Genomic DNA, 23,502 nt, shown 5'->3' with positions numbered 1-23,502 from the left:
GCCGAAAGGTCGATGCGTTTGCTGACATCGCCTCATGGATCCGCGCAACGCGCGGGTCGGCTTTGGCACCTTGCCCACAGGGCAGGTTGCCGGACGGTCAAAGGGCCTTTCCCTCGCGTCCTCGTCATGAGTAGTGACAGGGGTGGATATATGAATCTTGCTCCGCTGTGTCAACAAGGAAATGTGGTATTTGTCATATAGCAGGAAAAACAGAATGTTACCGTCCTGTATGCGGGGATTGCGTCGTACTTTTCAGTACTACTTTTCGGGCGTTGTTCACGAAAATGTCATATGATGAGTACTGCTCCTTTTTCCCGCGCTGGCGTTTCGGGGCATGATAGGATAGGCAGTACGCGAAAACAGGGCATTCACGCACAACGAGGCATCGGGCGTATGGGGAATTTTTTCGGTAACATGGTCACCGGGCGGCAGCGCATGGGGGTAGCCGCCCTCATCATGGCGGCAAGCGTGTTTCTTTCGCGCTTCATGGGACTTATCCGCGACAAGGTTATATCCTATTACCACGGTGCCACCGTGGAGTCGGACATTTATTTCGCCTCCTTTGTCATTCCGGATTTCCTGAACTACCTGCTGGCGGGCGGCTATTTTTCCATCACGCTCATTCCGCTTCTGGCCGAATATTTTGAAAAGGGCGAGGAGGAGGGGTGGAATTTTCTTTCCGCCGTTCTGTGCTGGGTATTTCTGGTGGCGGGCGCGCTTACCGCACTGGCTTGGGCGGGGGCACCGGGGCTTGCCGCTGTTGCCGCGCCGGGTTTTGGTGGCGAGGCTATGGCCCGTCTGGCTTTTTTCCTGCGCATCATTCTTCCCGCGCAGGTGTTCTTTCTGCTGGGAGCCTGCCTCTCCGGCGTTCTGTACATGCGGCGTCAGTTTGCCGTGCCCGCCCTTACTCCGCTTGTGTATAACGCCTGCATCATTCTCGGCGGTCTGCTGATGATAGACCGCGGTATGGAAGGTTTCTGCTGGGGGGTTCTTGCGGGGGCAGGTGCCGGGAGCTTTCTGCTGCCTCTGCTGGCGGTGCGCGCCGGGGGGGGGATGCATCTGCGTGTGCGGTTCTTCCATCCGGGAGTGCGCCGTTTTCTGCTGCTGGCGCTGCCGCTCATGATCGGGCAGTCCATCGTGGTGCTGGATGAGCAGTTCGCGCGCATTTTCGGCTCACTGACCGGGGACGGAGCCGTTAGCCTGCTGAACTACGCCCGGCGCATCATGCAGGTGCCTGTGGGCGTGATTGCACAGGCGGCGGGCGTGGCTTCCTTTCCTTTTCTGGCAGCTTTGGTGGCAAAAGGGGATGAGAAGGGCGTGAACACGACCCTGAATTCGGCCATGCGTAACACCATGCTGGTGATTATTCCTGTCAGCGCGTGGATGATTGCCGCAGCGGAACCCACCCTGCGGCTCATCTTCCAGCAGGGCGGATTCGGGCATGAGCAGACCGCCCAAACAGTGCCCTTACTGCGTATCATGCTGGTGGCGGTGGCCTTCTGGGGTGTGCAGCAGCTTACCGGGCGCGCCTTCTACGCGCGCAAGGATACCATTACCCCGGCGGTGACGGGCACGGTGGCAACGATTGTGGCATTGCCCCTGTACTGGTGGCTGTCCGGGCTTTGGGGGGCACTGGGGGTGGCCGCTGCGGGAACGGTTTCTGTGGTGTTGTACAGCATTATGCTGGCGGGAGTGTGGCGCATGCGCTACGGAGCACAGGCGTACGAAGGCGTGGCGCGTGTTTTTGCCGTTGCTGCGCTGTGCTGCCTGCCTGCCGCCATAGGGGCGTGGCGTGTGGCGGATATGGTGTCTGCGTTTATGCCGCAGGCTCCGCTGTGGGGAGCGTTCTGGTCGCTTGCGGCCAGCTTTGGCGTGTTCGGCCTTGCGTATGCTGTTGCGGCGCGTGTGGCGGCTCCTTCTCTGCTGGACCCGTTGCTGCGCCTTATCCGCAGGAAAGGACAGCGTACACGGCAATAAAACAGGGCACCGGCCTTTTGTTATGCCGGATGCCCTGTGGAGCGATCTGTCAGGCTTTCTGCCGGAATATCTGCCGGAACATCTGTCCGAATATTTGCCGGAATCTCTATCAGGCGTTGTGGCAAAATTTTGCCAAGCTCATTTCAGTCGCGCAGTCAAAAGCTCTTCTGGAGCGGGCTGCGGTATGGCTACTGCTCCAGACCTCCGCTGCCCGGGCCGTCGAACATGGGGCCCGTGCCAGCCGCTTCCCATTCCGCTTCCAGCGCAGAGAGTTTTTCATCCAGCCACTCATACAGGGCGCGGGCGGTATTGTAATTCATGACAATGCGTGAATGCACGTTGCGCGTTACCGCCTTCTGTTCACCCTCTGCAGGAATGATCTCATGCCCAATGGAGCCGTCCGGGGAGATAATGCGTTCTGAAAAGGAGGGCAGCTTGTCACTTTCTGTGTAAAAGTTCATTTCCACTTCGCCGTGGGGGTTCACACCACCCCACACGCCGTGAGCGTATTCGAGAGCCGCGTCAGGCTTAATTTCGTACTCGTAGCGGATTCTCGCGGGGAGCTTGTATCCCTTGCTCATGTCTTCTCCTTTATGCGTGGAAGGCGGCTGCTGCCGCCGATGGATTATGAGGAAGTGTCCAGAATGCTGCCGGTGGCTCTTTCCGGTGCGGCAAGCGGAGTCTGTATCGCCAGCGGGCCATGCTGGGGCAGCTGCCCTGCGCGGAGCCGGGAAGAAAATCCGGCCATGTGCCGCCGCTGCGCATCGGAAACCATGTCGCCTATGATGATTTCCGTATCATCCCGGAACGTGGTGTAAGGCCTGCTGAACATGGGCCTGCGCACGTCCTCCAGTCCCACATGGCGCTGCGGAACAATGGTGAGCATGCCCGGCAGCTGCTTGTTTTGCGGAATAATGGAAGATTCTGCCATGGGGTCCTCTGCTGCATGGGGGTGTCCGATGCGGACGCGCCGGGAGCGGGTTCGGCCTGCTGACCGTCACAGTCTGTGGCAGACCATAACAGGCCGTTCTCCCTTGGCAGATACTACGGCAGGAGAGGGGGGAAGTAAAGCGCACGTGCTGTCTGTTCCTTCCGGCGGAATGCCGCGATTGCCCGTGATTACTTGACGCGGACCCCGGAATACCGCAAAGTCACCCCCAATCAGAGAGTACAGCCTGTAGATGATTCCATTCTCGCAGGCCGTTTGAAAACGGCACAACTGAACCGCAGGAAGAAGTCCGGACCGGTGCGTGGTGAAACCGCACGGAATGCAGGACGGTCCTTTCCCGCGGGTGCCTTTTTAACGGTCCGCTAACAGCAAGCCGGGGACGAGTATGAGCGAATATACGAGCGAAGTGGTGGAAGTGCGTCCGTATCTGGACATGGAACTGCTCATGAGCGTGAGTCAGGAGAACCGTGTGGACGGCAACACCATGGAAATGATGACGCAGTTCTGGGAATCGTGGGCACCGCGCCTCCATGTCCGCAAGCTCAAGGTGGGCAAGATTCAGTACCTTGCCGTGTGGCTGGATGAATCTGTGGAAGCCGATGTGGACGGAGTGTGGGATACCTCGCCTTCCAGCGCGTTTCTTGCGGGTAGCCTAGCGCAGGTTATGGTGATGTGCGCCGTGAACCAGGTGCTGCCGGAGGTGCAGGATGCCGGATGCGCTCCCGCGCCCAAGCCCACGGACGGTCTTGTGGAGGCTCTGGAGGAAGAGGGCTGTCCGTACAATGCCGATGCCACGGCTCTTTCCCGCCGTTTTGCCGTGATAACCCACTTTCCCTTCAAGGGAGCCTGCGAAATCTGTTATTTGCAGAAGGACTGCCCCAAGGGTGCAGGCATGAACAAGGATGCTTCCTCTATCGTGCTTCCCGGCTATGAGCGTGGACAGGACTAACCCGCGCGGGGAGTCCGGTTTTTCGCTGTCTTGTTATTCCGCAATGGCAACCCGGAGGCGTATGCTCGCTTCCGGGTTTTTTTGTGCCCAGTCGAGCAGCTCCTGCCGTTTACAGTTTTCTGCGGCAACGGAAGGCGCGTCTGCAAGCAGGGCGGCGGTGGCAGGGTGTTCCGCGAGCATTCTGCCGAAACGGTATCCGGTCGTTTGCACGCCCTGCGACAGAAACTGTGCGCCTTTCTCCACCATGATGAGGTTGAAGAGCAGCAGGGTTATGTGTCCGGGCACGATTTCTTCTTCAGCTTCTGCGCCGCGCGTTATATCACCGCGCAGTGCGGCGTAGGGGCTGTTGCGGCGCATGGCAATGCCTGCGGCACCGGGCAGGGCTGCAGCCAGCCCCATGCGTGCCCCGTCGTGCACCACGGCGGTGTCTATGTTGTCCACCGGCATCCCGTCGATGAATACGGTCTTAATCCTGTCTTCCACGTAGCCGTGGGCAAAGTCGAACCCTGTTTCCAGCACATACCGCACCGTGCCGCCCACCGGAGATTCCACCACCACACCGTGCTGCATGATGCCGGCCCAGTGGTTCATGCCTTCCGCATCCGTTCGAATAGAGATGTCCATAAAAGTTATTCCTGGTAGTTTATGGTTCGAATTTGTCTTTCTCTGATTTCAGGCTAACTATATATAACCGAGTCAGATAGAGGAAAAAGTCGAATTATTTGTGGATGATTGCAGAAAAATGGCATATTCTGCACTCACTTTCGTATGTATCCCATGTTTTCCATGGGAGCAATTGCATAATCGGACTGTGGTGCAAATGTGCATCGCAGTAAATGCCGCATAGGCCAAGAGGGTATACGCCATGTCAAAGATTCTCAGAGTGAATACGAAGGATCGCACCTTCCGTTATGAAGAACCGGGTCAGTACGCAGGGCTGGGCGGCCGGGGTCTGACCTCGCGCCTTATCCTGAACGAAGTGCCTGCCGATGTGCACGCCCTGAGTGGCGACAACAAGCTTGTCGCTGCCATAGGCACACTTTCCGGCACTGCCGCCGCAAACTCGGGGCGTATCTCCGTAGGGGCCAAATCTCCGCTCACAGGCACCATCAAGGAATCCAACTCCGGTGGTTCCTTTTGCCAGAAGCTGGCCCGTCTGGATATTCTTGCCATGGTGCTGGAAGACAAGCCCGCCGATGATGCTCCCTTCTGCAATATCATTATCACCAAAGACGGCGTGAAGTTTGAAGATGCCGCCGCCATCACCGGCAAGGGCACGTATGACTCCATGGGCTACATTCTGGACAAGTACGGCAAAAAGGCCTGCGGCATGCTTATCGGACCCGCTGGCGAAGCCTGCCTGACGGCCGCATCCATCCAGTTTTCCGACCCGTGGGGACGTCCCGCCCGAGCAGCCGGTCGCGGCGGTCTGGGTGCCGTGATGGGCTCCAAGAAGGTGAAGGCCATTGTGGTGGACGATACGGATGGCGAGCGTTTTGCCTACGCCGATGAAGAAAAGTTCAAGATTGCCTCCAAGCGCTGGGCAGAAATTCTGCGCAGCCACCCCGTCACCGGCGAAGGCCTGCCTGCGTTCGGCACCGCCGTGCTGGTGAACATTGTCAACGAAGCCGGAGCGTTTCCCACCAAGAACTTCCGTGATGGCCGCTGTGCGCACGCTTCTGATATCTCCGGCGAGAAAATCGCCGAGTTTATCACCAAGCGCGGCGGCAAGACCAAGGAAGGTTGCCATGCGGGCTGCATCATCCAGTGCTCGCAGAACTATGTGGACGAAAAGGGCGAATACGTTACCTCCGGTTTTGAGTATGAAACCGTGTGGGCCTTTGGCGGCAACGCCCTGATCAAGGATATCGATCAGATTGCGGCTCTTGACCGTGCCTGCGATGACCTTGGCGTGGACACCATCGAAACCGGCAACACCGTGGCCATTGCCATGGACGGCGGCGTCATTCCGTGGGGCGATGGTGAAGCGGCCCACAAGCTGGTGTACCGCATGCTGGACAAGAAGGACTACCTCGGCAAGATTGTCGGCAGCGGTGTGGACTTTGCGGCGCAGGCATTCGGCGTGGACCGCGTGCCCACCGTGAAGGGACAGTCCATGCCCGCTTACGACCCCCGTGCGGCAAAGGGTATCGGCGTAACCTACGCCACCACGACCATGGGTGCGGACCATACCGCAGGATACGCCATCTGCCAGAACCTGCTCAAGGTGGGCGGCGATGTGAACCCGCTGGGCAAGGCTGGGCAGGTGGAAACCTCCAAGGCCCTGCAGATTGCCACCGCCACTGTGGACAGCCTTGGTCTGTGCCTCTTTGTGGCCTTTGCAGTGCTGGATACGGCGGATGCCGCACAGGTAATCTGCGACATGGTTTCTGCCCGTCACGGCATTAACTTCACTCCCGACGACTTTGGCGCACTGGGCATAAATACCCTGAAGGATGAGCTTGCCTTCAACCGCGCTGCAGGCTTTACCAAGGAGCATGACCAGCTTCCCGCCTTCATGATGAAGGAAAAGCTGGCACCCCACAACGTGGTGTGGGATTTCACCACCGACGAACTGCAGGGTGCTCTGGTCGATTAGTTCCGGAACCGCTTTGCGACTGATATGAGCAGGGCCGGGCAGCGCAAGCTGTCCGGCCCTTCAGCATGATGAAAGGAGTTCTTGAGTTTTTTCGCCTCCGGCGGGCAGGGACCAAGCGGCCCCTGCACCCCGCATAAGCGAGGTACATCCGTTTTTTGATTTCAGGCCCGGCTTTACAGAAATCTGTCTTTTCGAAAAGACACGGTTTATCAGCTATCTGCGGGGCCGGGCAGCACAAGCTGTCCGGCCCCTTTAGCGTGGGCAAATATGGGTGAAAGGGGCACCGTGGCGGCAGCCTGTGGTGTCCTGTTTACGTGTTAACGCATGGATTGCTGTGGTTCCGGGGGCAGCTACTTGGCGCTGGCGGGCTTGTCGCCCAGCACGTCCGAAAATTCTTCTCCGTAGATGGTGAGCATGACCATGGTGAAGCTCAGGATCAGCGGACCGTAGAGAATGCCCAGCATGCCGAAGGCCTTTATGCCGCCGAGAATGGACATGAAGATGAAGAAAACGGAAACGCCTGCGCTGTCGCGCATGAAGTAGGGGCGCAGAAAACTGTCTATGGCGGCAACGGGCAGGGCGCACCACAGGGTGAGGAACAGGGCGTTCTGCCACTCGCCCATGATGAGCAGGTAGAGTGAGGCGGGAATCCACACCAGCCCTGTGCCGATGACGGGAATAAGGGAGCAGAATCCCATCACCGTTCCCCAGAAAAGAGCCGGAATGCCCACAAAGGCAAGGCCAAGGCCGCCCACTATGCCTTGCAGCACGGCCACCAGCAGCCCCCCCACCAGCACGGAGCGCGAAACCTGACGCAGGGTGTTGATGATGTGGTCTTCCTGTTCCTCTCGCATGGGGCACAGGTATTTTACCGCCGCCAGCATCTTTTTGCCGTCCTTGAGCAGGAAGAAGATGATCAGCAGCATGAGCAGGAAGTGGAAGAAGAATGTCACCGTATCTCCCAGTGCTGTGGTGGCAAAGGAGATGACGTTTTGCCCCACGGTCTTGGAGAGCAGGGTTATGTTGTGCTTAAGGTCCAGTTCCACCGGGTCCACGAACGGCAGTTTGGCCTGCAGCCACGCTATGGCAGGCTCTATGTGTGTTTGCTGGAGCAGGGAATCAAAGTCCGTTACGCCCAGCCAGTGGTTCACGGCACGGATGCTGTCCAGCGTCTGCGGTATGAGGCCGGAGAGAAAAACGGCTACCGGCAGGGCAAAGCAGATAACCAGCACACCCATGACGGCTGCCGCGGCCGGAATTTCCCTGTTGCCGAATCGGTTCAGCACGCGCGTGTAGAGCGGAGAAAAACAGGCTGCAACCACGATGGACAGGATAACAGTGTGCAGGAAGGGCCGTATGAGCCCGTACATAAGGTACAGGGCAAGCAGCAGCAGTACGATGAGGAAGTAGCCGTACAGCCCCTGACGCGAAAAGCTGCGCCGTAACTGTTCCAAAGGTGTCTTGTTTTCTTCTGCGGGGAAGTGGTCAGTGTTTTCCGGTTGTTCAGACATGGGGTATTATCGGCCTTATGACGGCTACATGGCTCCGGCGGGTTTTCCCGCCAGTCCGCAATAGCCGGGGTCGTTTTCATCGTTTCGCTGCGGGTTTTTAAAGTGCCACATCATGCAGTCCTGCCCGATGCAGAATTTCATCTTGTCGTCCGATGTCTTGAGAAACGGGCAAATTTTCATCCTTGCCTCCTTTTCGGGTAGCAACATTTCCGCCTCCTCATGACAGAGTTGAAACATGGTTGTAAAGCAGCGTGTTAAATGGGTGCCTTTACAACATATCCTACTGTAAACGGCAACCGATTGCACTCCTTTTCCGATTTGCGTGGCCATGTGCCCGGGGGGAGAAAATGCAGGCGACGGCTGTTTTTTTTCTTTTTCCCCTAAAGGGAAAGTCAAGTTGGCCGATAAGCCTAATGTTATGGTGTGGTAGGTGATTCTTTTTTACGCATGCTTTTCGGCGTTCATCCATATGTATCCCCGCTGCGGCGGGTATGCCGGGGATGACCGGAAACAGGAGACACAGGAGAAGTATAATGGATATAGGTTCTATGAAGGGCGGCGCGGAAGGTGCCTTTAACGTAATGGAAATGCAGCGCATGGCGCAGGCAGAGAATCAGACCGGCGTTCAGGACCAGAACAGGCTTGCCCGGCCCGAGCCGCAGGCCGGTGCCAAAACGGAAACCCCTATGGCTGTGCAGGGGCTGGGCGAAAATCTGGATGTGATGGTTTAGCGGACTTTAGTGAGCATTCATTTTCGCAGCATCGCCGTAGGGTACGTTTTTCAACACCTTTTTAGCCGCTGCGGCGGTACTGGGGTGTGATTCCGCCGTAAGGCGGAAGGTGCGAACGGTTGCGGAAAAGACCCTGTAAGCGAATGAGAGTCGGGCGGTGGTGCATTACGCGCTGCCGCCCGCTTTGCTTGGGATATGCCTTTCCCCCGGCGCTGCCTTGCCGTTTACCTGTCCAGAAGACGCATGGTGCGCAGTACCGCGTCCATGATGTCCTCGCTGTGCTGTCTGCCAGCATGCGGTCCACTTCGGTCATCCGGTTGGCCAGAGGGCAGGTCATCCGTCAGGCCAGCGGACAGATCGTCTGGCAGACCATGAGGCAGACCATGGAGCCGCCCGCCCGAATCGTCACCCGGCCATGGACCGGGCCTTTTGCCAGTTTGTGGCCCGGCCATGGACGCGGGCAGGGGCAGAGTGCCGAAGTCCGCCTCACGCATACCCCCTTCGCCTGCCAGAGAGGTGTCGAACATGGCAAGCCCTATGCGCTCCATTATGCGCATGGTGGCGCGTGCATGTTCTTCATGGATAAACGGTGCCTGCGCCCCCTGCATCATGAGCATTTCCATGGAATAGCGCTGCAGCCGCTCGGCAAACTCCCGTGTCTGTCTGAGCGCCTTTTCCAGTCTGCGATACCGGCGGAGCAGAACAGCCTGCGGGTCTGCATCTTGGGGCAGTGTGGAAAGAATGTGCAGCCAGAAATCCAGCACTTCCGTATACGCCGGGTCGGAAGCGGGATACCGCTCCAGAAAGCGCAGCAGGAGTGCAGGGCAACCGTAACGCGCCGCCCGCAGGCGGATGCGGGCGTGGCGTGCAACGGGCGGCGGCAGTACCCGGTGGATGGTGTTCAGCACTTCGTGCGGAATGACCGCGCAAAGGCGCAGGCGCGGGACAATGGTTTTCCACAGGTTGCCCGGAATCCCGAACGGCACCTTGGAGCCATTGTCCAGCAGAAGCGTGCCCGTGCGCGGATGGGACTCCAGCACCGTGGTCAGGTACCGGGCTTCGTGGGGCAGCAGGGGGCCGCAACTGTCTCCCGGTGTTCCTGAAGCGTGTTGCGATGCACTTGGTGAACCGCCCTGTGAATCGCGCCGTGAAACGGCCTGTGAGTCGTCCCGGAAGTCGCCCCGCGAGTCTCCCTGACAATCTTCTTGTGAACTGGCGGGCGTGAGCACGGTGTCCAGCTTTGCGTGCAGCACCGTATCGGGAAAAAGCAGAAGTTCAACAAAGGTTTCGTGGTCCGGGTGGTCCGGGCACAGCACGGCGCGTAGCGTATCCGGGTCATCCCCGCCCAGAGATGTCTGTGCATAGCGCAGGCCGTCCGTACCCGGTGTCCGCTCTGCCTGCGCCCATTCTAGCAGCAGGTGCAGCACCGTCCGCACATGCGGCCTGATTGTTCCCGCAGCCGGAAGGCCAGTGGTTTCGGCAACAGTGCTTGCCGTATCCCGCGTTTCGCCGTGGAGTTTCGGCACGGCCTTTCCCGGCGTGGCACTGTGCAGGGTGTGTCCCCTGACGGCGGTTGTGTGCGGCAAGCGGCTGCGCGGCACGTGCGTGCTCCCTGTCTCTTAGCTGGCCGGACCCTGCGGGGATGTGCGGGCGGGGTCCGCCGATTCAATTTTTACCTCGTTCCACAAGGCATCCATCGCCTCGAAGGAAAGGTCTGCAAACTGGAGCCCTCTTTCCCGCGCCAGCGCCTCCATGCGTTCGAACCGCTCAAGGAATTTCAGGTTGGTCATGTTCAGCGCGGCATTGGCCTTAAGCCCCTTGCGTCTGCCGAATTCCACCATGGTGAAGAGAATGTCGCCGAATTCCCTTTCCTGCGCCTGCGTATCGCCGCTTGCGCAGGTATCGCGAAATTCCTGCCATTCGGCATCCAGCTGGCGTTCCACTCCCGCGTCATCGGGCCATGTGAAGCCGATGCGGGCAGCCTTGGAATTAAGCCTGTAGGCTTTGAGAAGCGGCGGCAGGCCCTTGGGCAGGCTGTCAAAGGTGCCCTTGGGCCGCTGGGGGGCGTTCTCCTCTCCCACCTTTTTTTCCGAGCGCTTAATGCGTTCCCAGTTGGCCCATACGTCCGCCACGCTGCTTACGCTGGCGTCATCAAATACGTGGGGGTGGCGGCGGATCATTTTGGCCGCGTTTTCGTTTATGGAGTCGGAAAGGGAGAAGCCCTGACATTCATACAGGCGGCTGATGAACAGCATGAGAAACATCACATCGCCCAGTTCCTCACGCACATCCACAATTTTTCCGGCGCGGATGGCGTCTACCAGTTCAAAGGTTTCTTCCAGCAAGTAGTCGCACAGCGACTGCGGTGTCTGTTCCTTGTCCCACGGGCAGCCATCCGGCCCGATGAGTTTTTCGATGACGTTTTGCAGGGCTGTTACTGCTTCCGGCAGGGTGGTCTTGTTCATGTGTGCTTCCGTAGAAAGAATGTGGAAAGAAGAGGGTCGCGTATGGCAGCCGTCCGGTTCGGCGGCGTTCAGTACAGGCGCTCCGGCATGAATTGACGCAGAAAGGCGGTTGTCTGCTGCAGGTAGGGGGCGGTTTGCGAATTGTACACAAAGTCGGCGTTTGGCATAAAATAGGTTATGCAGGCCAGCAGCACGGTGCAGATGAGCACACCTTTCACGCCTCCCAGCAGCAGACCCGAAAAATGGTCCAGCCAGGCGGCCGGTGTAGCCCCTATGAGCTTGTGCAGAATGGCCGCAAGAAGGGACGTGCCGATGATAACGCCTATGAAAATGCCCGCGTAGGCCGCAATGCCCGCCCATGCGCTGTCTGCAATGACGGTGCTTACATAGGGTGCGGCTTGGGCGTAGTATGCATTGGCGGCCAGAAAGCCCCCGATAACGCCGACAATGGCGCCCATTTCTGTGATAAGCCCCCTGAAGAGCCCCCGGATGAGAAAAAAGCCGGTGATGACGATGAAGGTTATGTCCAGCGCGTTCATGATGCGGATATCCGGCATGGGTATGGGTTGTTGCGGATGTGGGCACCGTGGTGCCGCATTGCAGACACTGGATAGCAGAATCCCTTGGCGAGGGGAAGGGCGGCAAGTGTCGCGTTCCGGCAGCAGGGAGGGTATCGCATGACGATAAAATTCTGTCGTGCCGGCAAAACGCGTTGCCGCAGGGCGGTATTCTTTGTAAGGAGTGTAGTGTCGCATGCGGCGGCAGAACAGGAACGAATGATGCGCGGAAGCGCAGGAGGATGATGGGCACTCTCTCTCTGGCAGCTCTTAAGGCGGGTATGCGCCTCACGGCCGATGTGATGGACAGGAACGGAAGAAAACTGCTTTCCGGCGGAGAGCTTCTGACTGAACAGTCACTGCGCGTAATGAAGATTTGGGGCGTGACCGAGGCGCAGGTGGACGGTGCCGGGCAGGACGGGGAAGAAGCCGGATTGCCTGACGAGATTTCGCCGGAAGTGTACGAGGCGGCCCGGCATCGCACGGCAGAGCGTTTTCGCCATAACGACGAAGCGTTGCCCGTGGTGCAGGAGCTGATGCGCCTGTGCACCATGCGCCTTGCCCGCCGCGTGGCGGAGCGGCAGGCGGAAGGGGCAGACAATCCGCTCGGGGTTCTGGATGAGCCTGTAGTGCCCAAGCCCGGCATACCGCAGCCTGCCCCGGTGGAAGCGCAGGCGCTGATGCAGGAGGATATGAAGCTCGGCTCCCTGCCGTCCGTATTCCACAAGCTGGTGGAGGTGGTAAACGACTCCCGCAGTTCCGCAACCGATGTGGCGGAGGTAATAGCCAACGATACCGACCTTGCCGCGCGACTGCTGCGGATAGTAAACAGCCCGTTCTACGGCCTTCGGGCGCGTATAGACACCATTTCGCGGGCTACAGCCATTATCGGCAGCAACCAGCTGGTTTCTCTGGCCATGGGGGTTTCCGTCATTTCCTCGTTCAAGGGTGTTCCCCATGCGCTGGTAAGCATGCGCCATTTCTGGGAGCATTCCATTGCCTGCGGAGTGGCTGCGCGTATACTGGCAAGCCATCATCGTGCGCCCAATACGGAAAGGTTCTTTGTGGCGGGCATTCTGCATGATATAGGAAGGTTGGTAATCTACAAAAGGCTGCCGGACCACGCCTCCCATCTGCTGTATGTGGCGCAGCAACGGGGAAGCCTTGTGCACCAGTGCGAAAAAGAGGTGGTGGGGTTCACCCATGACCGGCTGGCAGGCATGTTGCTCAAGGCATGGAAGTGCCCTGTTTCGCTGGAGAAGAATGTGCGGTATCATCACCTGCCCGGCATGGCGCACAATACGCTTGAGGCGGCGTTGATGAGCGTGGCGGATGTGCTTGCCAATGCGCTGGAAATGGGAACAAGCGGCGAGAGGCTTGTGCCCGTGCTGGACCCTGCGGCATGGGAGGCATTGGGCCTGCCCGTGAGCCTGCTGTGGCAGACGGCTGTTCAGATGGACTATCAGGTCGCGGAAATTGTACGCTTAATGGAAGTCGATGGCTGACACATCATCTTTTTCCCTGTCGGGAAATCATAGCCTGGAGCAGCGTCTCCGGCACCTTGAGGAGCAGGCCCGCTTCACGCTGGATGTGCTGGAAATGGCGTCCACCCTTGGTGATTTTCAGACCAGTATCAACAAGCTGCACGAGCCCACGGCACTGCTGGAAGAAACCATTTTGCGCATAGGCGAGCTTGTCCATTTTCCGGTATCGGCCTTCTATCTTGTGGACGAAGCCAGTTCGGACTTTGTTCTCTCCCTGTGCAGACCTTCTGACTTTGCGGACGAACTGGAAGCAGAGGTGCGGCAGCTCATCGACAACGGCGTGTTCTCCCTTGCGGTGCGTGAAAACAGGCCCATTACCGTTTACTCCCGCGACAACCGGTACCGTCTGGTGTTGCACGTGCTTGCCACCACGTCGCGCACACGGGGCATGTTTGTGGGACTTATGCCAAAAGGGGAGCGGAATCTTTCCGGCATTCTTCTGTCTCTTTTGTCCATCGTGCTCAAGCACTGCGCCAATGCCATAGAGAGCTTTGAACTGTACCGGCTTGTCCGGCAGGGGGAACGTGAACCCCGCGAGGCGCTGGAGTCGCTGCCTGTGGCGGTATTTGACGTGGCCGGAGACGGCGGGGTGGTGTATGCAAACAGTTGCGCCCGCAGGCTGGCTGTTGCCGCCGGGGCGTGGGGCGCTCTACCGTTGGGTCTTGCGGGCGATGATCACATGGCCGGGTTCGGTCTGCACCTGCTTGTTGTGCCGGAAGATCGTCCGGTCCTTCAGTCATTGCTGGAGAGCAGCCGTGCGGGCGAACTGCCTGAGGGAACAACCCTGCGGCTTGCCGTTGCCGCCGATGCGGAGCAGGCATGGGCTGCCGTGCATGCCTGTGCCATACCCGAGCAGTTTCCCGCCACGCGGGTGCGCTGCGTTTTTTCGCCTCTTGAGAAACCGGCGGAGCCAAAGGGGGGGAAGGGGCTGTGAAACTGGCGTCTCTTGTCAATGTGCGTGTACTCGCTGTGGATGACGACCCTGCTATCCGCGATAACATGCGGGTGTATCTGGAAGATTGCGGCAGCGTGGTTACCACGGCGGAAAACGGCCGTGCAGGTCTGGCTGCGTTGCGTGCCGACATGCCGGATATTGTGCTCGTGGACCTGCGCATGCCGGAAGTGGACGGCATGGAGTTCATCCGCAAGGTGTGCAGTGCTAACCCGTTGCTGCCCGTGGTGGTGGTTTCCGGAACAGGGGTGATGCAGGATGTCATAGACGCCATGCGGTGCGGTGCATGGGATTTTGTGACCAAGCCCTTGGTGGACATGCAGATTTTGGATTACGTGATGGGGCGGTGCCTCTCCCGGGCGCAGCTGCTCAGGGAAAACGAGGCGTACCGTCAAGGTCTGGAAAGCAAGGTGGCCGAGCGGACTGCAGACCTTGAGGCCTCATACAGAAAGATGCGCAGGCTTATGCGGGCTACTGTGGCTTCGCTTTCCGGCGTTACGGACATGCAGAGCAGCTTTACGGGCATGCATCAGCAGCGGGTTTCCCTTCTGGCGCGCACCCTTGCCGATAATATGGGATTTACGGCGGCGCGGGTGGAAGGCGTGGAAACCGCCGGCCTGCTGCACGACATAGGGTTGATGCATGTTCCTTCGGAATTTCTGTCCAAACCTGGTGCCCTGTCCAAGCTGGAATGGGCTTTTGTGTACCTGCATCCCCGTTCGGCATACGATGTGCTCAGCCGGGTTCCCTTTGAGCAGCCTGTGGCAGATATTGTTCTGCAGCACCATGAACGGATGAACGGTTCCGGGTATCCGCAGGGCTTGCAGGGAGAGGCTATCTTGCCGGAGGCCCGTATTGTCGCCGTGGCTGACGTTGTGGAAGCCATGCTTTCGCACAGGCCGTATCGTCCTGCCCGTTCGGTGGATGAGGTTATGGAAGAATTGCGCGTGCATCGTGGTACGTTGTATTGCCCCGCTGTGGCAGATGCGGCTATGGGTATTCTGGCACGGGCGCAGTCCGTTGAGGCCGTTTTCAAGGAAGAATGATATGCGTATAGAAATCAAATGTTTTGCCACCCTTGCCCACTATGCTCCCGCAGAGGGCGTGCTGGACGTGGAAGAGGGAACGCGGGTGGAAGAGGTCATCGCCCTGCTGCAGATTCCGGCAGATGAGGTGAAAATCCGTTTCATAAACGGCGTACATGTGCAGCCGGAGGCTGTTCTTTCATCCGGCGACCGGCTGGGTCTTTTCCCTGCGGTGGGCGGAGGCTAATTTTTCCTGATCCGGACACGCGATTGTCCGGGGCAACCGGCTGCCACAATACCTGCTGGGCAGCCGGTGACAGGCATCACGGTCCACTGCCTTTCCTTGCTCGTGCAGGCGGTTGCACAGATATCCTGCCGGATTCTCATTACGCTGTGCGCCGCATTGGCACCGCTTCTCAGCACCCCAGATTTGCCCCCTTCCGTGCCTTTTCCGTACCCCTTCCGTACCTCTTCCGTACCTTGGCCGTGCCCCTTTTCTTGCCCAGAATGACCTTTTTAAGGGATGTTGCAGCCGCATTTTACTGCCTGTGGCAACAGGTTAGTGGTTGCCTTGGCCCTTGCCGGGACGTATAGTCCGGCGTTCTGTATTCATAGGAACCCGAATGCCGCAGCAACAGACTTTAGCGCAGACCGGATCGCGCCCGTTTGACGGTGCGCTTTTCAGGCTGTTTGATGCCGCTTCCGTGGGAGTGGCCGTCTATACGTGCGCAGGTGAGCCGGTATATTTGAATGCAGAAATGGAGCGGGTTACAGGCTGCAACGTCCACTCCCGGCACCGGTTTTTTGCAGAGACGTCTCCTGCCGGTGGCAGCCCTGCGGACGAACAGGCACTCTTCAGGGCTGTAGCCTCAGGCGGGCAGGATTCCGGAAGCCTGCGTACCTGCGTCCGCTCGGGGGGCGGGAACAATGTTGCCGCACAGGTTGACCTGTTCCCCCTTACCGATGTGCAGACCAATACACGCTATGTTCTGCGGCTGTTACGCCTGTTGCCAGCGGAGACAGGCGGCGCGGCAGAGGAGCCACGGGGCGCGAGAAGCGAAAAGGCTTACGCCGCTCTGCAACTGCTTACGCAGACCATTCTGGGCGAACACACCCTGAGCGGTCTCATGAGCGGGGTTCACCGCGTCATGCGCAAACTGATGCCGGCGGAAAACTGCTCCATAGCCCTGACGGACGGTCCCGGTTCCCGGATTACTTTCCCTTATTTTTCAGACACCCGCCGCACCACCCCTTCGGGGCGCGATTTCGGGAACGGCCTCACGGAGTTTGTTTTCGTGTGGGGGCGTCCCTTTCTCATCACGCGATGCGAAATTGAGGAACTGGAAAGCAAGGGCATTGTCTGCCCGGCCATTCCCCGTCCCGCCGTATGGTTGGGAGTGCCTCTGCGTACCCATGCGGGGCGCAGCGTTGGTGTGCTTGCGGTGCGCAGTTATTCCGACGACGATGTTTATACCCCTGACGACCTGAATTTGCTGGAACTCATCTCCGGCTATGTGGGCGGGGCCATAGAAACATTTCAGCAGCGCGAGGCATTGCGCGCCAGCGAGGCCCGTTTTCGCGCGGTATTTGAACATTCCGGGTTGGGCGTGTGCATGGTCGGGCCGCAGGGCGCGGTTCTGGAAAGCAACGGGCGCATGGCAGAAATGTTCGAGATGCGGACCGATGCCTTGCCCGGCACCGACATTACGGACTGCATCGTGGATCAGCACGATCGTTCCGAAGCCCTCAGACAATTTGGCGAACTGCGTTCCGGCAGGCTGGAATCCTTTACGCTCTCCTGCGAATGCCGCCTTGCTTCCGGCGCGCTATTCTGGTGCAGGCAGACCTTCACCGCCGTACTTGATCTGCGCGGCACGTTTTCCTTTGCCGTTGTGCTCATGGAAGATATTACCGAGCACAAGCTGGCCGATGACAGGCTTATGCACATGGCGTTTCATGATGCACTCACCGGGCTGCCCAACCGCAGCCTTTTCATGGACAGGCTCACAGGGGCTGTGCGACGCGCCCGCAGGTATCCGGACTACCGGTTTGCCGTGCTGTTCATGGATATGGACCGGTTCAAGGTGGTGAACGACAGCATGGGGCACAAGGCGGGCGATGCCCTGCTCATGCAGTTTGCACGGAGAGTGAAGTGCTGCCTTCGCGACTGCGATACCCTTGCCCGGTTTGGCGGTGATGAATTTGCTATTCTTCTGGACGATATCGGCGAAGCCATTCAGGCCACCCATGCGGTGCAGCGCATACTGAACGAATTGAAGATGCCCTTCAGTGTGGACGGCGTGGACGTGTATAGCGGAGCAAGCATAGGCGCGGTGTTTCAGGCGCGCGACTATGAAAAGCCCGAAGATATTCTGCGCGATGCCGATGCCGCCATGTACCGCGCCAAAGAAGCGGGACCTGGGCGCTATGAGGTTTTTGACCGCAAGCTGAATGAGCGTATGAAGGATATGCTCCAGCTGGAAAACGCCATCCGGCGCGGGCTGGAGTTCTCGGAATTTATTCCTGTGTTTCAGCCATATGTTACCTTGCAGTCCGGCAGGGTGCGCGGCGCTGAGGTGCTGGCACGCTGGCGGCAGCCGGGCGGTGCGTTACGCATGCCCGATGAGTTTGTGGAGGCGGCGGAAGAGGCGGGCCTTGTGTTCGGGCTGGATTGCCAGATGCTGGAATTCGGGTGTGCCGTCATTGCGTCATGGCGCGAGCGGGGCGAAGCTGTCCGGCCCATGGTGCTGAACCTGAATGTTTCTGCCCTGAGCTTCCGCCGCTGGGATTTGCTGGACGTGTTCACCCGCATTATCAGCCGTTCCGGGTGCGTTCCTTCCGACATCTGCCTTGAGATTACGGAAAACACCCTGCTCAAGGGGGAAGAGGCTGTGCGAGAGCGCCTGTGGAAGCTCAAGGAGCTTGGCGTGCGCGTGGCGCTGGATGATTTCGGCACCGGGTTCTCTTCATTCAACTATCTGCGTCAGTTCCCCGTGAATATGATCAAGGTTGACCGCACCTTCACCTCCACCGTGCTGGAAGACAGGGCTTCGCGCGGCATAGTGCAGGCCATTGTCAGCCTGGGACGGGGGCTGGGCATAGAGGTGGTGGCGGAGGGGGTGGAAACGCAGGAACAGGCCGCCGTGCTAGCGGAACTGGGGTGCGAGGCTGCGCAGGGGTATCTTTTCTCGCGTCCCGTCACACAGGATCGCCTTTTCCGCATCATGGAACACGGCAGGTTGCCTTTTGAGGTAGGCTAGGCAGGACTACCAGTCTTCCGTTTCTGCGTGCGGGCCGTTTTCTCCGGAAGAGAGCCGCAGGTCTGTGGCAACGCACCGCAATAATCCATACGTATACCGTCCCTGCAAGGATTCGAAGGCACCCCGGATGCCCGCTCCCGTGGCGTTGCATGCGCCTATGGCTTCGCGCATTTCGTCCACCTGTTCAGGGGGGATGCCCCTTGTCATCTCATCCAGCGTCAGTTCGCGGAATCCTATAGCCTGCGCCAGATGACCGTAGACCGTGCCGTCTGCCAATCCGCGTTCACGGGCTACGGCTTCCGCATTGCCCAACCGGCGGAAAAGCTCCACCGATGCGCGCAGGGTATCGGTCATGCCCCGGTTCTTGCGGGCAGCGCGGCGTTTTTCCTTTTCCCCGGCACGTTGCGGAATGGGCAGAACCGCCTGAGGCCTGCCGTGCTCGGCCTCGCACCGGGCCACAATATCCAGAAAAACGCGCCCGTACATGGTAAGCTTGGCCTGCCCCACGCCGTAGAGATTGCTCATCTCATCCAGCGAGGAAGGGCGGTAGGCCGCCATTTCCATGAGGGTTTTGTCCGGAAAGATGGCATAGGGGGGCACGTCCTGCGTTTCCGCCAGCCGGAGCCTTTCCTCCCGCAGGGCGGTGAGCAGGGCGCTGCCTGCCGGATGGGCCAGAGCAGCGTGCAGTTCGGCATCCGTCTCTGGCGAAGCGTTCCGGTGTGTGCTGCGGGTGTCCGCAGTGTCCTTCCGCAGGCGGACACCCCGTTCCGCCCGGAGCACCTCCCAGCTGTGCCGGTTCAGCAGCAGGCTGCCATGCCCTTCCATATCCACATCCAGCAGCCCTTGCGCCACAAGCTGGCGGAAGACGGACTTCCACATATCCTTGCCCAGCTCTTTGCCGCAGCCGAAGGTTTTCAGTTCATTATGGCGGTGATCAGATACCCTGCGGGTGAGTTTGCCTGCAAGAATATCGGCAAGGTGGGCCACACCGAAGCGTTGCCCCGTGCGGTAGACGGCGGAAAGTGCCTTTTGCGCGGCCACGGTGCCGTCCCATGTGTGCGGCGGGGTGATGCAGGTGTCGCAGTTGCCGCAGGGGGCCGGGGGTGTTTCCCCGAAATAGCAGAGCAGGGCGTTGCGGCGGCACTCCGTTGTTTCCAGAAATCCCAGCAGGGCATCCAGTTTGTTGTGTTCCACGTGGGCGCGCGGGTTCTCCTGTGCAGAGCCTATCATTTTGCGCAGCATGACCACATCGGCAAGCCCATATGTAAGAAATGCCTCTGCCGGAAGCCCGTCGCGCCCCGCACGTCCGGTTTCCTGATGGTAGGCTTCAAGGCTTCTGGGGGGTTCCATATGGGCCACGAAGCGGACGTTTGGCTTGTCCACACCCATGCCGAAGGCAACCGTGGCCACCATGACCACCCCTTCCCCGCGCATGAACCGTTCCTGATTATGCGCCCGCTGAATGGCTGTCATGCCTGCATGGTACGGCAGGGCGGCAAGGCCGTGCTCCTGCAGCAGCGAGGCCGTCTCCTCCACCTTGTTGCGGGAAATGCGGTAGACTATTCCCGCCTCTCCCCGGTGGCGGCGGGTTATGAACTCCAGCAGTTGGTCCGCGCCACGGCTTTTCGGCACCACGGTGTAGGAAATGTTGGGTCTGTCAAATCCCGTGGAAAAGACAGAGGCGTTCTGGAGCTGCAACTGCTCCGCGATATCGCGGCGGGTGGGCCCGTCCGCCGTGGCGGTGAGCGCAATGCGGGGCACCTGCGGAAACAGGCGGTGGAGCAGGCTCAGCTGCGTGTATTCCGGCCGGAAGTCGTGGCCCCATTGCGAAACGCAGTGTGCTTCGTCTATGGCAAAGAGGGCTATGGGCAGGGAGCGCAGCAGTTCCTGAAATACCGGGGTGACGAGCCTTTCCGGGGCCACATAGAGCAGGTCCAGCCCGCCCTGCCGGAGCCGGGATTCCACCTCCCGTTGCTGGGCAGGGCCTATACTGGAGTTCAGGAAGGCGGCCCGGACCCCCATTTGCGTGAGCGACTGCACCTGATCCTGCATAAGGGCGATAAGCGGAGACACAACGATGCCCGTTCCCGGACGCATCAGCGAAGGAATCTGGTAGCACAGGGATTTGCCGCCGCCTGTGGGCATAAGCACAAGCGCGTCGTTACCGGCCACGACATGCCGTATGACTTCTTCCTGACGCCCCTGAAAGGCGTGGTAGCCGTAGACGGTGCGCAGCACCTCCAGCGGATCGTCGCACGGAAGCGCAGAGCGGTTCGAAAGGATTTGCTGCACGGCCCGCCCCGTCAGGACTTGCGGTGCTTGGCCCACGGAACGGAGAATATCCACTCGCTGGCGCAGTGCAGTTCACGCCGGGGCATTTCGCACGAGAAGATGAGCGGTGCGTTTGGGGGGACCTGTTCGGTGGTAATTATCTCTGCCCGGCAGCGGCAGCCCAGCGCAAAAGGCGGCAGGCAACGGATGATGTCCGGATGCGATGCAGGCAGAATGGCACCGTGGAGCGAGCGGCAATGCTTGCATGGCGGGCGCGAGGCAATGTGCGGCGCATCGTTCCCCGTGTTGAGAGGCGGGTCTGTGGTAATGCGCAGATAGGCTCCCCTGTTGGCTTCCAGCGCGGCCATGACGGAAAGCTGTTCGTTCCGCCACGCGAGGTAGTGTTCCATAAAGGCGTCTATGTCTTCGGAAGAGGCCTTGTGTTCTTCAAAGAGCAGCCAGATGACCTGTCCTGTCAGCCGGGAGAACAGCGGGTGACGGCTGGCGAGATCTTTGAAATCAATGCTCATGGCGGGTGGTCCGTATTCTGTGCGTTGGGCGGCCGGTTGCGTTATGGAGAGATGCCCGGTGCCCGGCGTTGTTGTTTATGGAATAGGGCGCGTAAGCCCGGAGGGGCCGGAAAGCCGAAGCCGGATATACCCGCGAAACGCCCGAAACATACGAACGGGCGCATACGCAGGCGTATCAGGCGGCAAAAGGGAGCGTTATCCCTGTGCGGCAATCCACGCTGTGGCTTCCCGCAGATTGAGGGTGCCCGTGTAGATGGCGCGTCCGGAAATGGCTCCTTCCAGATTGGCAGTGCGGCTTAGGGGGTACAGGGCCTTCACATCATCCATGGTGGCTACACCGCCTGCGGCAATGACCGGCAGCGAGGACGTTTCTGCCAGTGTTTTCAGAGCCGGCAGGTTTACGCCGGTCTGCATGCCGTCACGGTCAATGTCTGTATAGATGATGAAGGCTGCACCTTGTTTTTCCAGACGGGGAAGCACATCGTAGACCGTAAGGCCGGAATCTTCCACCCATCCCTTTGTCCTCAGCCTGCCGCCTTCGGCATCCAGAGAGACGCCGATTCTTCCCGGAAACGTCTTGCACAGCGAGCCGAAGAGGTTCGGTTCGGCAAGAGCCATGGTGCCGATGATAAGGCGGGAGACGCCGGAATCAAGGTAGGCGCGGGCTGTTTCAATGTCGCGTATGCCGCCGCCCAGTTGCACCGGAATGTCTATGTTGGAGCAAATGCGCCGGATGAGGGAGCGGTTTACAGGTTCACCGGAAAACGCGCCGTCCAGATCCACCACGTGCAGCCATTGTCCGCCTTCGTCCTGCCATTGGCGGGCCATTGCTACAGGATCGGATGAAAAAACGGTTTCCTCGTCCGCACGGCCCTGCTTCAGGCGAACGGCCTGTCCACCCTTTATGTCCACAGCGGGAAAGATGATCACAGGCCCAGCTCCTTTATGCCCGTGCGCATGCCTTCTTCCGCAAGCTGGCGGGCGGTTATCCACTTACCCTTGCGTTCCATGAACTTGTCAAAGTTCATGAGGTTGCTGGCAAGGTTTTCCTGAGTTTCCTCAAAGTGGTAACGGGCGCTAACCCGCTCTTTGACGATGTCGACGACGAAAATATCCATGGTAACGGCGGAGGGAATGAACGTGCCCATATCTCCCCCGTCGCGCTCCTTCCATGCCAGAATATGCGGCACGATGAGCAGGTCCACCTTCATGCAGCGGCCCACGTCCAGCCATGTTTCCAGCGCGGTGGTGGAGCCGTTGCGCTTACGCATGTCCATTTCCAGGCAGCGGGTGCTTGCACCGGAGCTGACGTACCGTCGCTTGGTCTGCCGAAAGAGCAGGGTCTCGAAGGATTCGTCCAAATCGCGCAACACCTTGTCGTCAACCTTGGGCTGGCCATCGGGAATATACCCCGCGAGCAGATCCCACGTATGGGTGGGCTGGGTGAACTGGGCAACGCCTATGGCCTGCTCCGGGAGCGGCCGCGGGCCTTGGGTTATCTGCTGGCATGCTCCCAGGGTGAGCACCGCCGCCACGGCAAGGGCCAGTTGGATGAGGGTGCGGTATTTCATGAATCCAGACTCCCTTTTGTGCTGAGAAGTTGTGCGCGTGTACGGCTTGCTGCCATGCGTAATGCCAGACCCAGCCCCTTGCAGGCCGATTCGAGCAGATGGTGGCCGTTTTTGCCATACAGGTAACATATATGCATATTCATCTTTGCGGCAAAGGCAACGGACTTGAAGAATTCCCTCCACAGGTCCGCTTCTTCTCCTGCCATAACCGGGGGCAGAAGCTCATCTCCGCGGTAGACCAGATAGGGGCGGCCGGAGATGTCTATATTCACCTCGGTCATGGCTTCGTCCATGGGCACCTTGGCAAAGCCTATCCTCTGGATGCCCGTCTTGTCCGCAAGGCACTGGTTCAACGCCTGCCCGAAACAGATGCCCACGTCTTCCAGCGTGTGGTGTGCGTCCACATGCGTATCCCCCTTGCAACGCAGGGTGAGGTCAAACCCGGCCCAGAAGCCGATGAGCGTGAGCATGTGGTCGGCAAAACCCCAGCCGCTGTCAACCTGCACGGCACCTGTGCCGTCAAGATTAAGCGAAAGGGCTATGGTCGTTTCGCTGGTGGTGCGTTCTATGCTGGCGGTTCGTTCCGTCATGATAGTATCCTCCCGCTGCAT

General features: G+C 59.3%; 22 protein-coding genes and 1 riboswitch. Of the genes, 9 read left to right on the top strand and 13 right to left on the bottom strand.

What is annotated here, in order from left to right:
- Positions 1 to 29: 29 nt before the first annotated feature.
- A riboswitch (SAM riboswitch) is annotated at positions 30 to 133 on the bottom strand.
- 260 nt (positions 134 to 393) lie between these two features.
- The gene (murJ, locus tag HUV26_RS02420; RefSeq protein WP_243451226.1) at positions 394 to 1,977 is read left to right on the top strand and encodes a murein biosynthesis integral membrane protein MurJ; all 1,584 of its coding nucleotides are present in this window, start codon (positions 394 to 396) and stop codon (positions 1,975 to 1,977) included.
- A 188-nt stretch (positions 1,978 to 2,165) separates the two neighbouring features.
- On the opposite strand, the gene HUV26_RS02415 is transcribed toward murJ, so the two are convergent.
- Together HUV26_RS02415 and HUV26_RS02410 are read right to left on the bottom strand one after the other, a co-directional pair.
- Positions 2,166 to 2,558: a hypothetical protein gene (locus HUV26_RS02415; protein ID WP_174408479.1), complete on the bottom strand. Its 393-nt coding sequence runs from the start codon at positions 2,556 to 2,558 to the stop codon at positions 2,166 to 2,168.
- Between the two features lie 44 nt (positions 2,559 to 2,602).
- Positions 2,603 to 2,908: a hypothetical protein gene (locus tag HUV26_RS02410; RefSeq protein ID WP_174408478.1), complete on the bottom strand. Its 306-nt coding sequence runs from the start codon at positions 2,906 to 2,908 to the stop codon at positions 2,603 to 2,605.
- A gap of 403 nt (positions 2,909 to 3,311) precedes the next feature.
- Here HUV26_RS02410 and HUV26_RS02405 point away from each other — a divergent pair, with 403 nt between their 5' ends.
- Entirely contained in the window at positions 3,312 to 3,875 is a 564-nt protein-coding gene (locus HUV26_RS02405; RefSeq protein ID WP_174408477.1) for a hypothetical protein, read from the top strand.
- A 33-nt stretch (positions 3,876 to 3,908) separates the two neighbouring features.
- Here HUV26_RS02405 and HUV26_RS02400 read toward each other — a convergent pair whose 3' ends face one another.
- Positions 3,909 to 4,499, bottom strand: a complete 591-nt coding sequence (locus tag HUV26_RS02400) for a hypothetical protein (protein WP_174408476.1) — start codon at positions 4,497 to 4,499, stop codon at positions 3,909 to 3,911.
- A 241-nt stretch (positions 4,500 to 4,740) separates the two neighbouring features.
- On the opposite strand from HUV26_RS02400, the gene HUV26_RS02395 reads away from it, so the two are divergent.
- Positions 4,741 to 6,474 (top strand): aldehyde ferredoxin oxidoreductase family protein, encoded by a 1,734-nt coding sequence (locus HUV26_RS02395; protein WP_174408475.1) that lies wholly within the window; start codon positions 4,741 to 4,743, stop codon positions 6,472 to 6,474.
- A gap of 350 nt (positions 6,475 to 6,824) precedes the next feature.
- Here the strand turns inward: HUV26_RS02395 and HUV26_RS02390 are convergent, their stop codons facing one another.
- Together HUV26_RS02390 and HUV26_RS02385 are read right to left on the bottom strand one after the other, a co-directional pair.
- Complete coding sequence (locus HUV26_RS02390; protein ID WP_174408474.1) at positions 6,825 to 7,985, bottom strand: AI-2E family transporter; 1,161 nt, start codon at positions 7,983 to 7,985, stop codon at positions 6,825 to 6,827.
- A 24-nt stretch (positions 7,986 to 8,009) separates the two neighbouring features.
- The gene (locus HUV26_RS02385) at positions 8,010 to 8,165 is read right to left on the bottom strand and encodes a hypothetical protein (RefSeq protein WP_373869046.1); all 156 of its coding nucleotides are present in this window, start codon (positions 8,163 to 8,165) and stop codon (positions 8,010 to 8,012) included.
- A gap of 353 nt (positions 8,166 to 8,518) precedes the next feature.
- Here HUV26_RS02385 and HUV26_RS02380 point away from each other — a divergent pair, with 353 nt between their 5' ends.
- Entirely contained in the window at positions 8,519 to 8,716 is a 198-nt protein-coding gene (locus HUV26_RS02380; protein ID WP_174408472.1) for a hypothetical protein, read from the top strand.
- A gap of 224 nt (positions 8,717 to 8,940) precedes the next feature.
- Here HUV26_RS02380 and HUV26_RS02375 read toward each other — a convergent pair whose 3' ends face one another.
- The 3 genes from HUV26_RS02375 to HUV26_RS02365 all read right to left on the bottom strand — a co-directional run bounded on the left by HUV26_RS02375 (position 8,941) and on the right by HUV26_RS02365 (position 11,720).
- Positions 8,941 to 10,242 carry a hypothetical protein gene (locus tag HUV26_RS02375; protein WP_174408471.1) on the bottom strand — a complete coding sequence of 434 codons (1,302 nt, stop codon included), beginning with the start codon at positions 10,240 to 10,242 and terminating at the stop codon, positions 8,941 to 8,943.
- A 93-nt stretch (positions 10,243 to 10,335) separates the two neighbouring features.
- Positions 10,336 to 11,181: a nucleoside triphosphate pyrophosphohydrolase gene (mazG, locus tag HUV26_RS02370; protein WP_174408470.1), complete on the bottom strand. Its 846-nt coding sequence runs from the start codon at positions 11,179 to 11,181 to the stop codon at positions 10,336 to 10,338.
- 68 nt (positions 11,182 to 11,249) lie between these two features.
- Positions 11,250 to 11,720 carry a CvpA family protein gene (locus HUV26_RS02365; protein WP_174408469.1) on the bottom strand — a complete coding sequence of 157 codons (471 nt, stop codon included), beginning with the start codon at positions 11,718 to 11,720 and terminating at the stop codon, positions 11,250 to 11,252.
- A 260-nt stretch (positions 11,721 to 11,980) separates the two neighbouring features.
- Between HUV26_RS02365 and HUV26_RS02360 the strand changes: the two genes are divergently transcribed.
- The 5 genes from HUV26_RS02360 to HUV26_RS02340 all read left to right on the top strand — a co-directional run bounded on the left by HUV26_RS02360 (position 11,981) and on the right by HUV26_RS02340 (position 18,519).
- Positions 11,981 to 13,243 carry an HDOD domain-containing protein gene (locus tag HUV26_RS02360; protein WP_243451225.1) on the top strand — a complete coding sequence of 421 codons (1,263 nt, stop codon included), beginning with the start codon at positions 11,981 to 11,983 and terminating at the stop codon, positions 13,241 to 13,243.
- Positions 13,236 to 14,216, top strand: a complete 981-nt coding sequence (locus HUV26_RS02355) for a PAS domain-containing protein (RefSeq protein ID WP_174408468.1) — start codon at positions 13,236 to 13,238, stop codon at positions 14,214 to 14,216. The genes HUV26_RS02360 and HUV26_RS02355 overlap by 8 nt, the downstream gene beginning before the upstream one ends.
- Positions 14,213 to 15,280, top strand: a complete 1,068-nt coding sequence (locus HUV26_RS02350; protein ID WP_174408467.1) for an HD domain-containing phosphohydrolase — start codon at positions 14,213 to 14,215, stop codon at positions 15,278 to 15,280. Before HUV26_RS02355 ends, HUV26_RS02350 begins: the two co-directional genes overlap by 4 nt.
- Before the next feature lies 1 nt (position 15,281).
- Positions 15,282 to 15,506 (top strand): MoaD/ThiS family protein, encoded by a 225-nt coding sequence (locus HUV26_RS02345; RefSeq protein WP_174408466.1) that lies wholly within the window; start codon positions 15,282 to 15,284, stop codon positions 15,504 to 15,506.
- A 376-nt stretch (positions 15,507 to 15,882) separates the two neighbouring features.
- Positions 15,883 to 18,519 (top strand): putative bifunctional diguanylate cyclase/phosphodiesterase, encoded by a 2,637-nt coding sequence (locus tag HUV26_RS02340; protein WP_174408465.1) that lies wholly within the window; start codon positions 15,883 to 15,885, stop codon positions 18,517 to 18,519.
- 6 nt (positions 18,520 to 18,525) lie between these two features.
- On the opposite strand, the gene recQ is transcribed toward HUV26_RS02340, so the two are convergent.
- The 5 genes from recQ to hisB all read right to left on the bottom strand — a co-directional run bounded on the left by recQ (position 18,526) and on the right by hisB (position 23,481).
- A complete protein-coding gene (gene recQ, locus HUV26_RS02335; RefSeq protein WP_243451224.1) occupies positions 18,526 to 20,811 on the bottom strand; it encodes a DNA helicase RecQ in 2,286 nt (761 codons plus the stop codon).
- Positions 20,812 to 20,822: 11 nt separating this feature from the next.
- Positions 20,823 to 21,320 carry a putative phage head morphogenesis protein gene (locus HUV26_RS02330; protein ID WP_174408464.1) on the bottom strand — a complete coding sequence of 166 codons (498 nt, stop codon included), beginning with the start codon at positions 21,318 to 21,320 and terminating at the stop codon, positions 20,823 to 20,825.
- A 195-nt stretch (positions 21,321 to 21,515) separates the two neighbouring features.
- Positions 21,516 to 22,250, bottom strand: coding sequence for a 1-(5-phosphoribosyl)-5-[(5-phosphoribosylamino)methylideneamino]imidazole-4-carboxamide isomerase (gene hisA / locus HUV26_RS02325; protein WP_174408463.1), 735 nt, complete (start codon positions 22,248 to 22,250; stop codon positions 21,516 to 21,518).
- Positions 22,247 to 22,891, bottom strand: coding sequence for a hypothetical protein (locus tag HUV26_RS02320; protein WP_174408462.1), 645 nt, complete (start codon positions 22,889 to 22,891; stop codon positions 22,247 to 22,249). Before HUV26_RS02320 ends, hisA begins: the two co-directional genes overlap by 4 nt.
- On the bottom strand, positions 22,888 to 23,481 hold the full coding sequence (hisB, locus tag HUV26_RS02315; RefSeq protein WP_174408461.1) for an imidazoleglycerol-phosphate dehydratase HisB: 594 nt from the start codon (positions 23,479 to 23,481) through the stop codon (positions 22,888 to 22,890). The genes HUV26_RS02320 and hisB overlap by 4 nt, the downstream gene beginning before the upstream one ends.
- Positions 23,482 to 23,502: the final 21 nt, after the last annotated feature.

The organism is Desulfovibrio psychrotolerans (assembly GCF_013340305.1).
Lineage (GTDB): Bacteria > Desulfobacterota > Desulfovibrionia > Desulfovibrionales > Desulfovibrionaceae > Halodesulfovibrio > Halodesulfovibrio psychrotolerans.
Note: the sequence above shows the minus strand (reverse complement) of the source record. Positions and strands in the feature narration are given on the sequence as shown.

Bases quoted from the DNA above. Each gene is read 5' to 3' on its own strand.
- murJ (WP_243451226.1), top strand. From the start codon at position 394: ATGGGGAATTTTTTCGGTAACATGGTCACCGGGCGGCAGCGCATGGGG.
- HUV26_RS02415 (WP_174408479.1), bottom strand. From the start codon at position 2,558: ATGAGCAAGGGATACAAGCTCCCCGCGAGAATCCGCTACGAGTACGAA.
- HUV26_RS02410 (WP_174408478.1), bottom strand. From the start codon at position 2,908: ATGGCAGAATCTTCCATTATTCCGCAAAACAAGCAGCTGCCGGGCATG.
- HUV26_RS02405 (WP_174408477.1), top strand. From the start codon at position 3,312: ATGAGCGAATATACGAGCGAAGTGGTGGAAGTGCGTCCGTATCTGGAC.
- HUV26_RS02400 (WP_174408476.1), bottom strand. From the start codon at position 4,499: ATGGACATCTCTATTCGAACGGATGCGGAAGGCATGAACCACTGGGCC.
- HUV26_RS02395 (WP_174408475.1), top strand. From the start codon at position 4,741: ATGTCAAAGATTCTCAGAGTGAATACGAAGGATCGCACCTTCCGTTAT.
- HUV26_RS02390 (WP_174408474.1), bottom strand. From the start codon at position 7,985: ATGTCTGAACAACCGGAAAACACTGACCACTTCCCCGCAGAAGAAAAC.
- HUV26_RS02385 (WP_373869046.1), bottom strand. From the start codon at position 8,165: ATGAAAATTTGCCCGTTTCTCAAGACATCGGACGACAAGATGAAATTC.
- HUV26_RS02380 (WP_174408472.1), top strand. From the start codon at position 8,519: ATGGATATAGGTTCTATGAAGGGCGGCGCGGAAGGTGCCTTTAACGTA.
- mazG (WP_174408470.1), bottom strand. From the start codon at position 11,181: ATGAACAAGACCACCCTGCCGGAAGCAGTAACAGCCCTGCAAAACGTC.
- HUV26_RS02365 (WP_174408469.1), bottom strand. From the start codon at position 11,720: ATGAACGCGCTGGACATAACCTTCATCGTCATCACCGGCTTTTTTCTC.
- HUV26_RS02360 (WP_243451225.1), top strand. From the start codon at position 11,981: ATGATGGGCACTCTCTCTCTGGCAGCTCTTAAGGCGGGTATGCGCCTC.
- HUV26_RS02355 (WP_174408468.1), top strand. From the start codon at position 13,236: ATGGCTGACACATCATCTTTTTCCCTGTCGGGAAATCATAGCCTGGAG.
- HUV26_RS02345 (WP_174408466.1), top strand. From the start codon at position 15,282: ATGCGTATAGAAATCAAATGTTTTGCCACCCTTGCCCACTATGCTCCC.
- HUV26_RS02340 (WP_174408465.1), top strand. From the start codon at position 15,883: ATGCCGCAGCAACAGACTTTAGCGCAGACCGGATCGCGCCCGTTTGAC.
- HUV26_RS02330 (WP_174408464.1), bottom strand. From the start codon at position 21,320: ATGAGCATTGATTTCAAAGATCTCGCCAGCCGTCACCCGCTGTTCTCC.
- HUV26_RS02320 (WP_174408462.1), bottom strand. From the start codon at position 22,891: ATGAAATACCGCACCCTCATCCAACTGGCCCTTGCCGTGGCGGCGGTG.
- hisB (WP_174408461.1), bottom strand. From the start codon at position 23,481: ATGACGGAACGAACCGCCAGCATAGAACGCACCACCAGCGAAACGACC.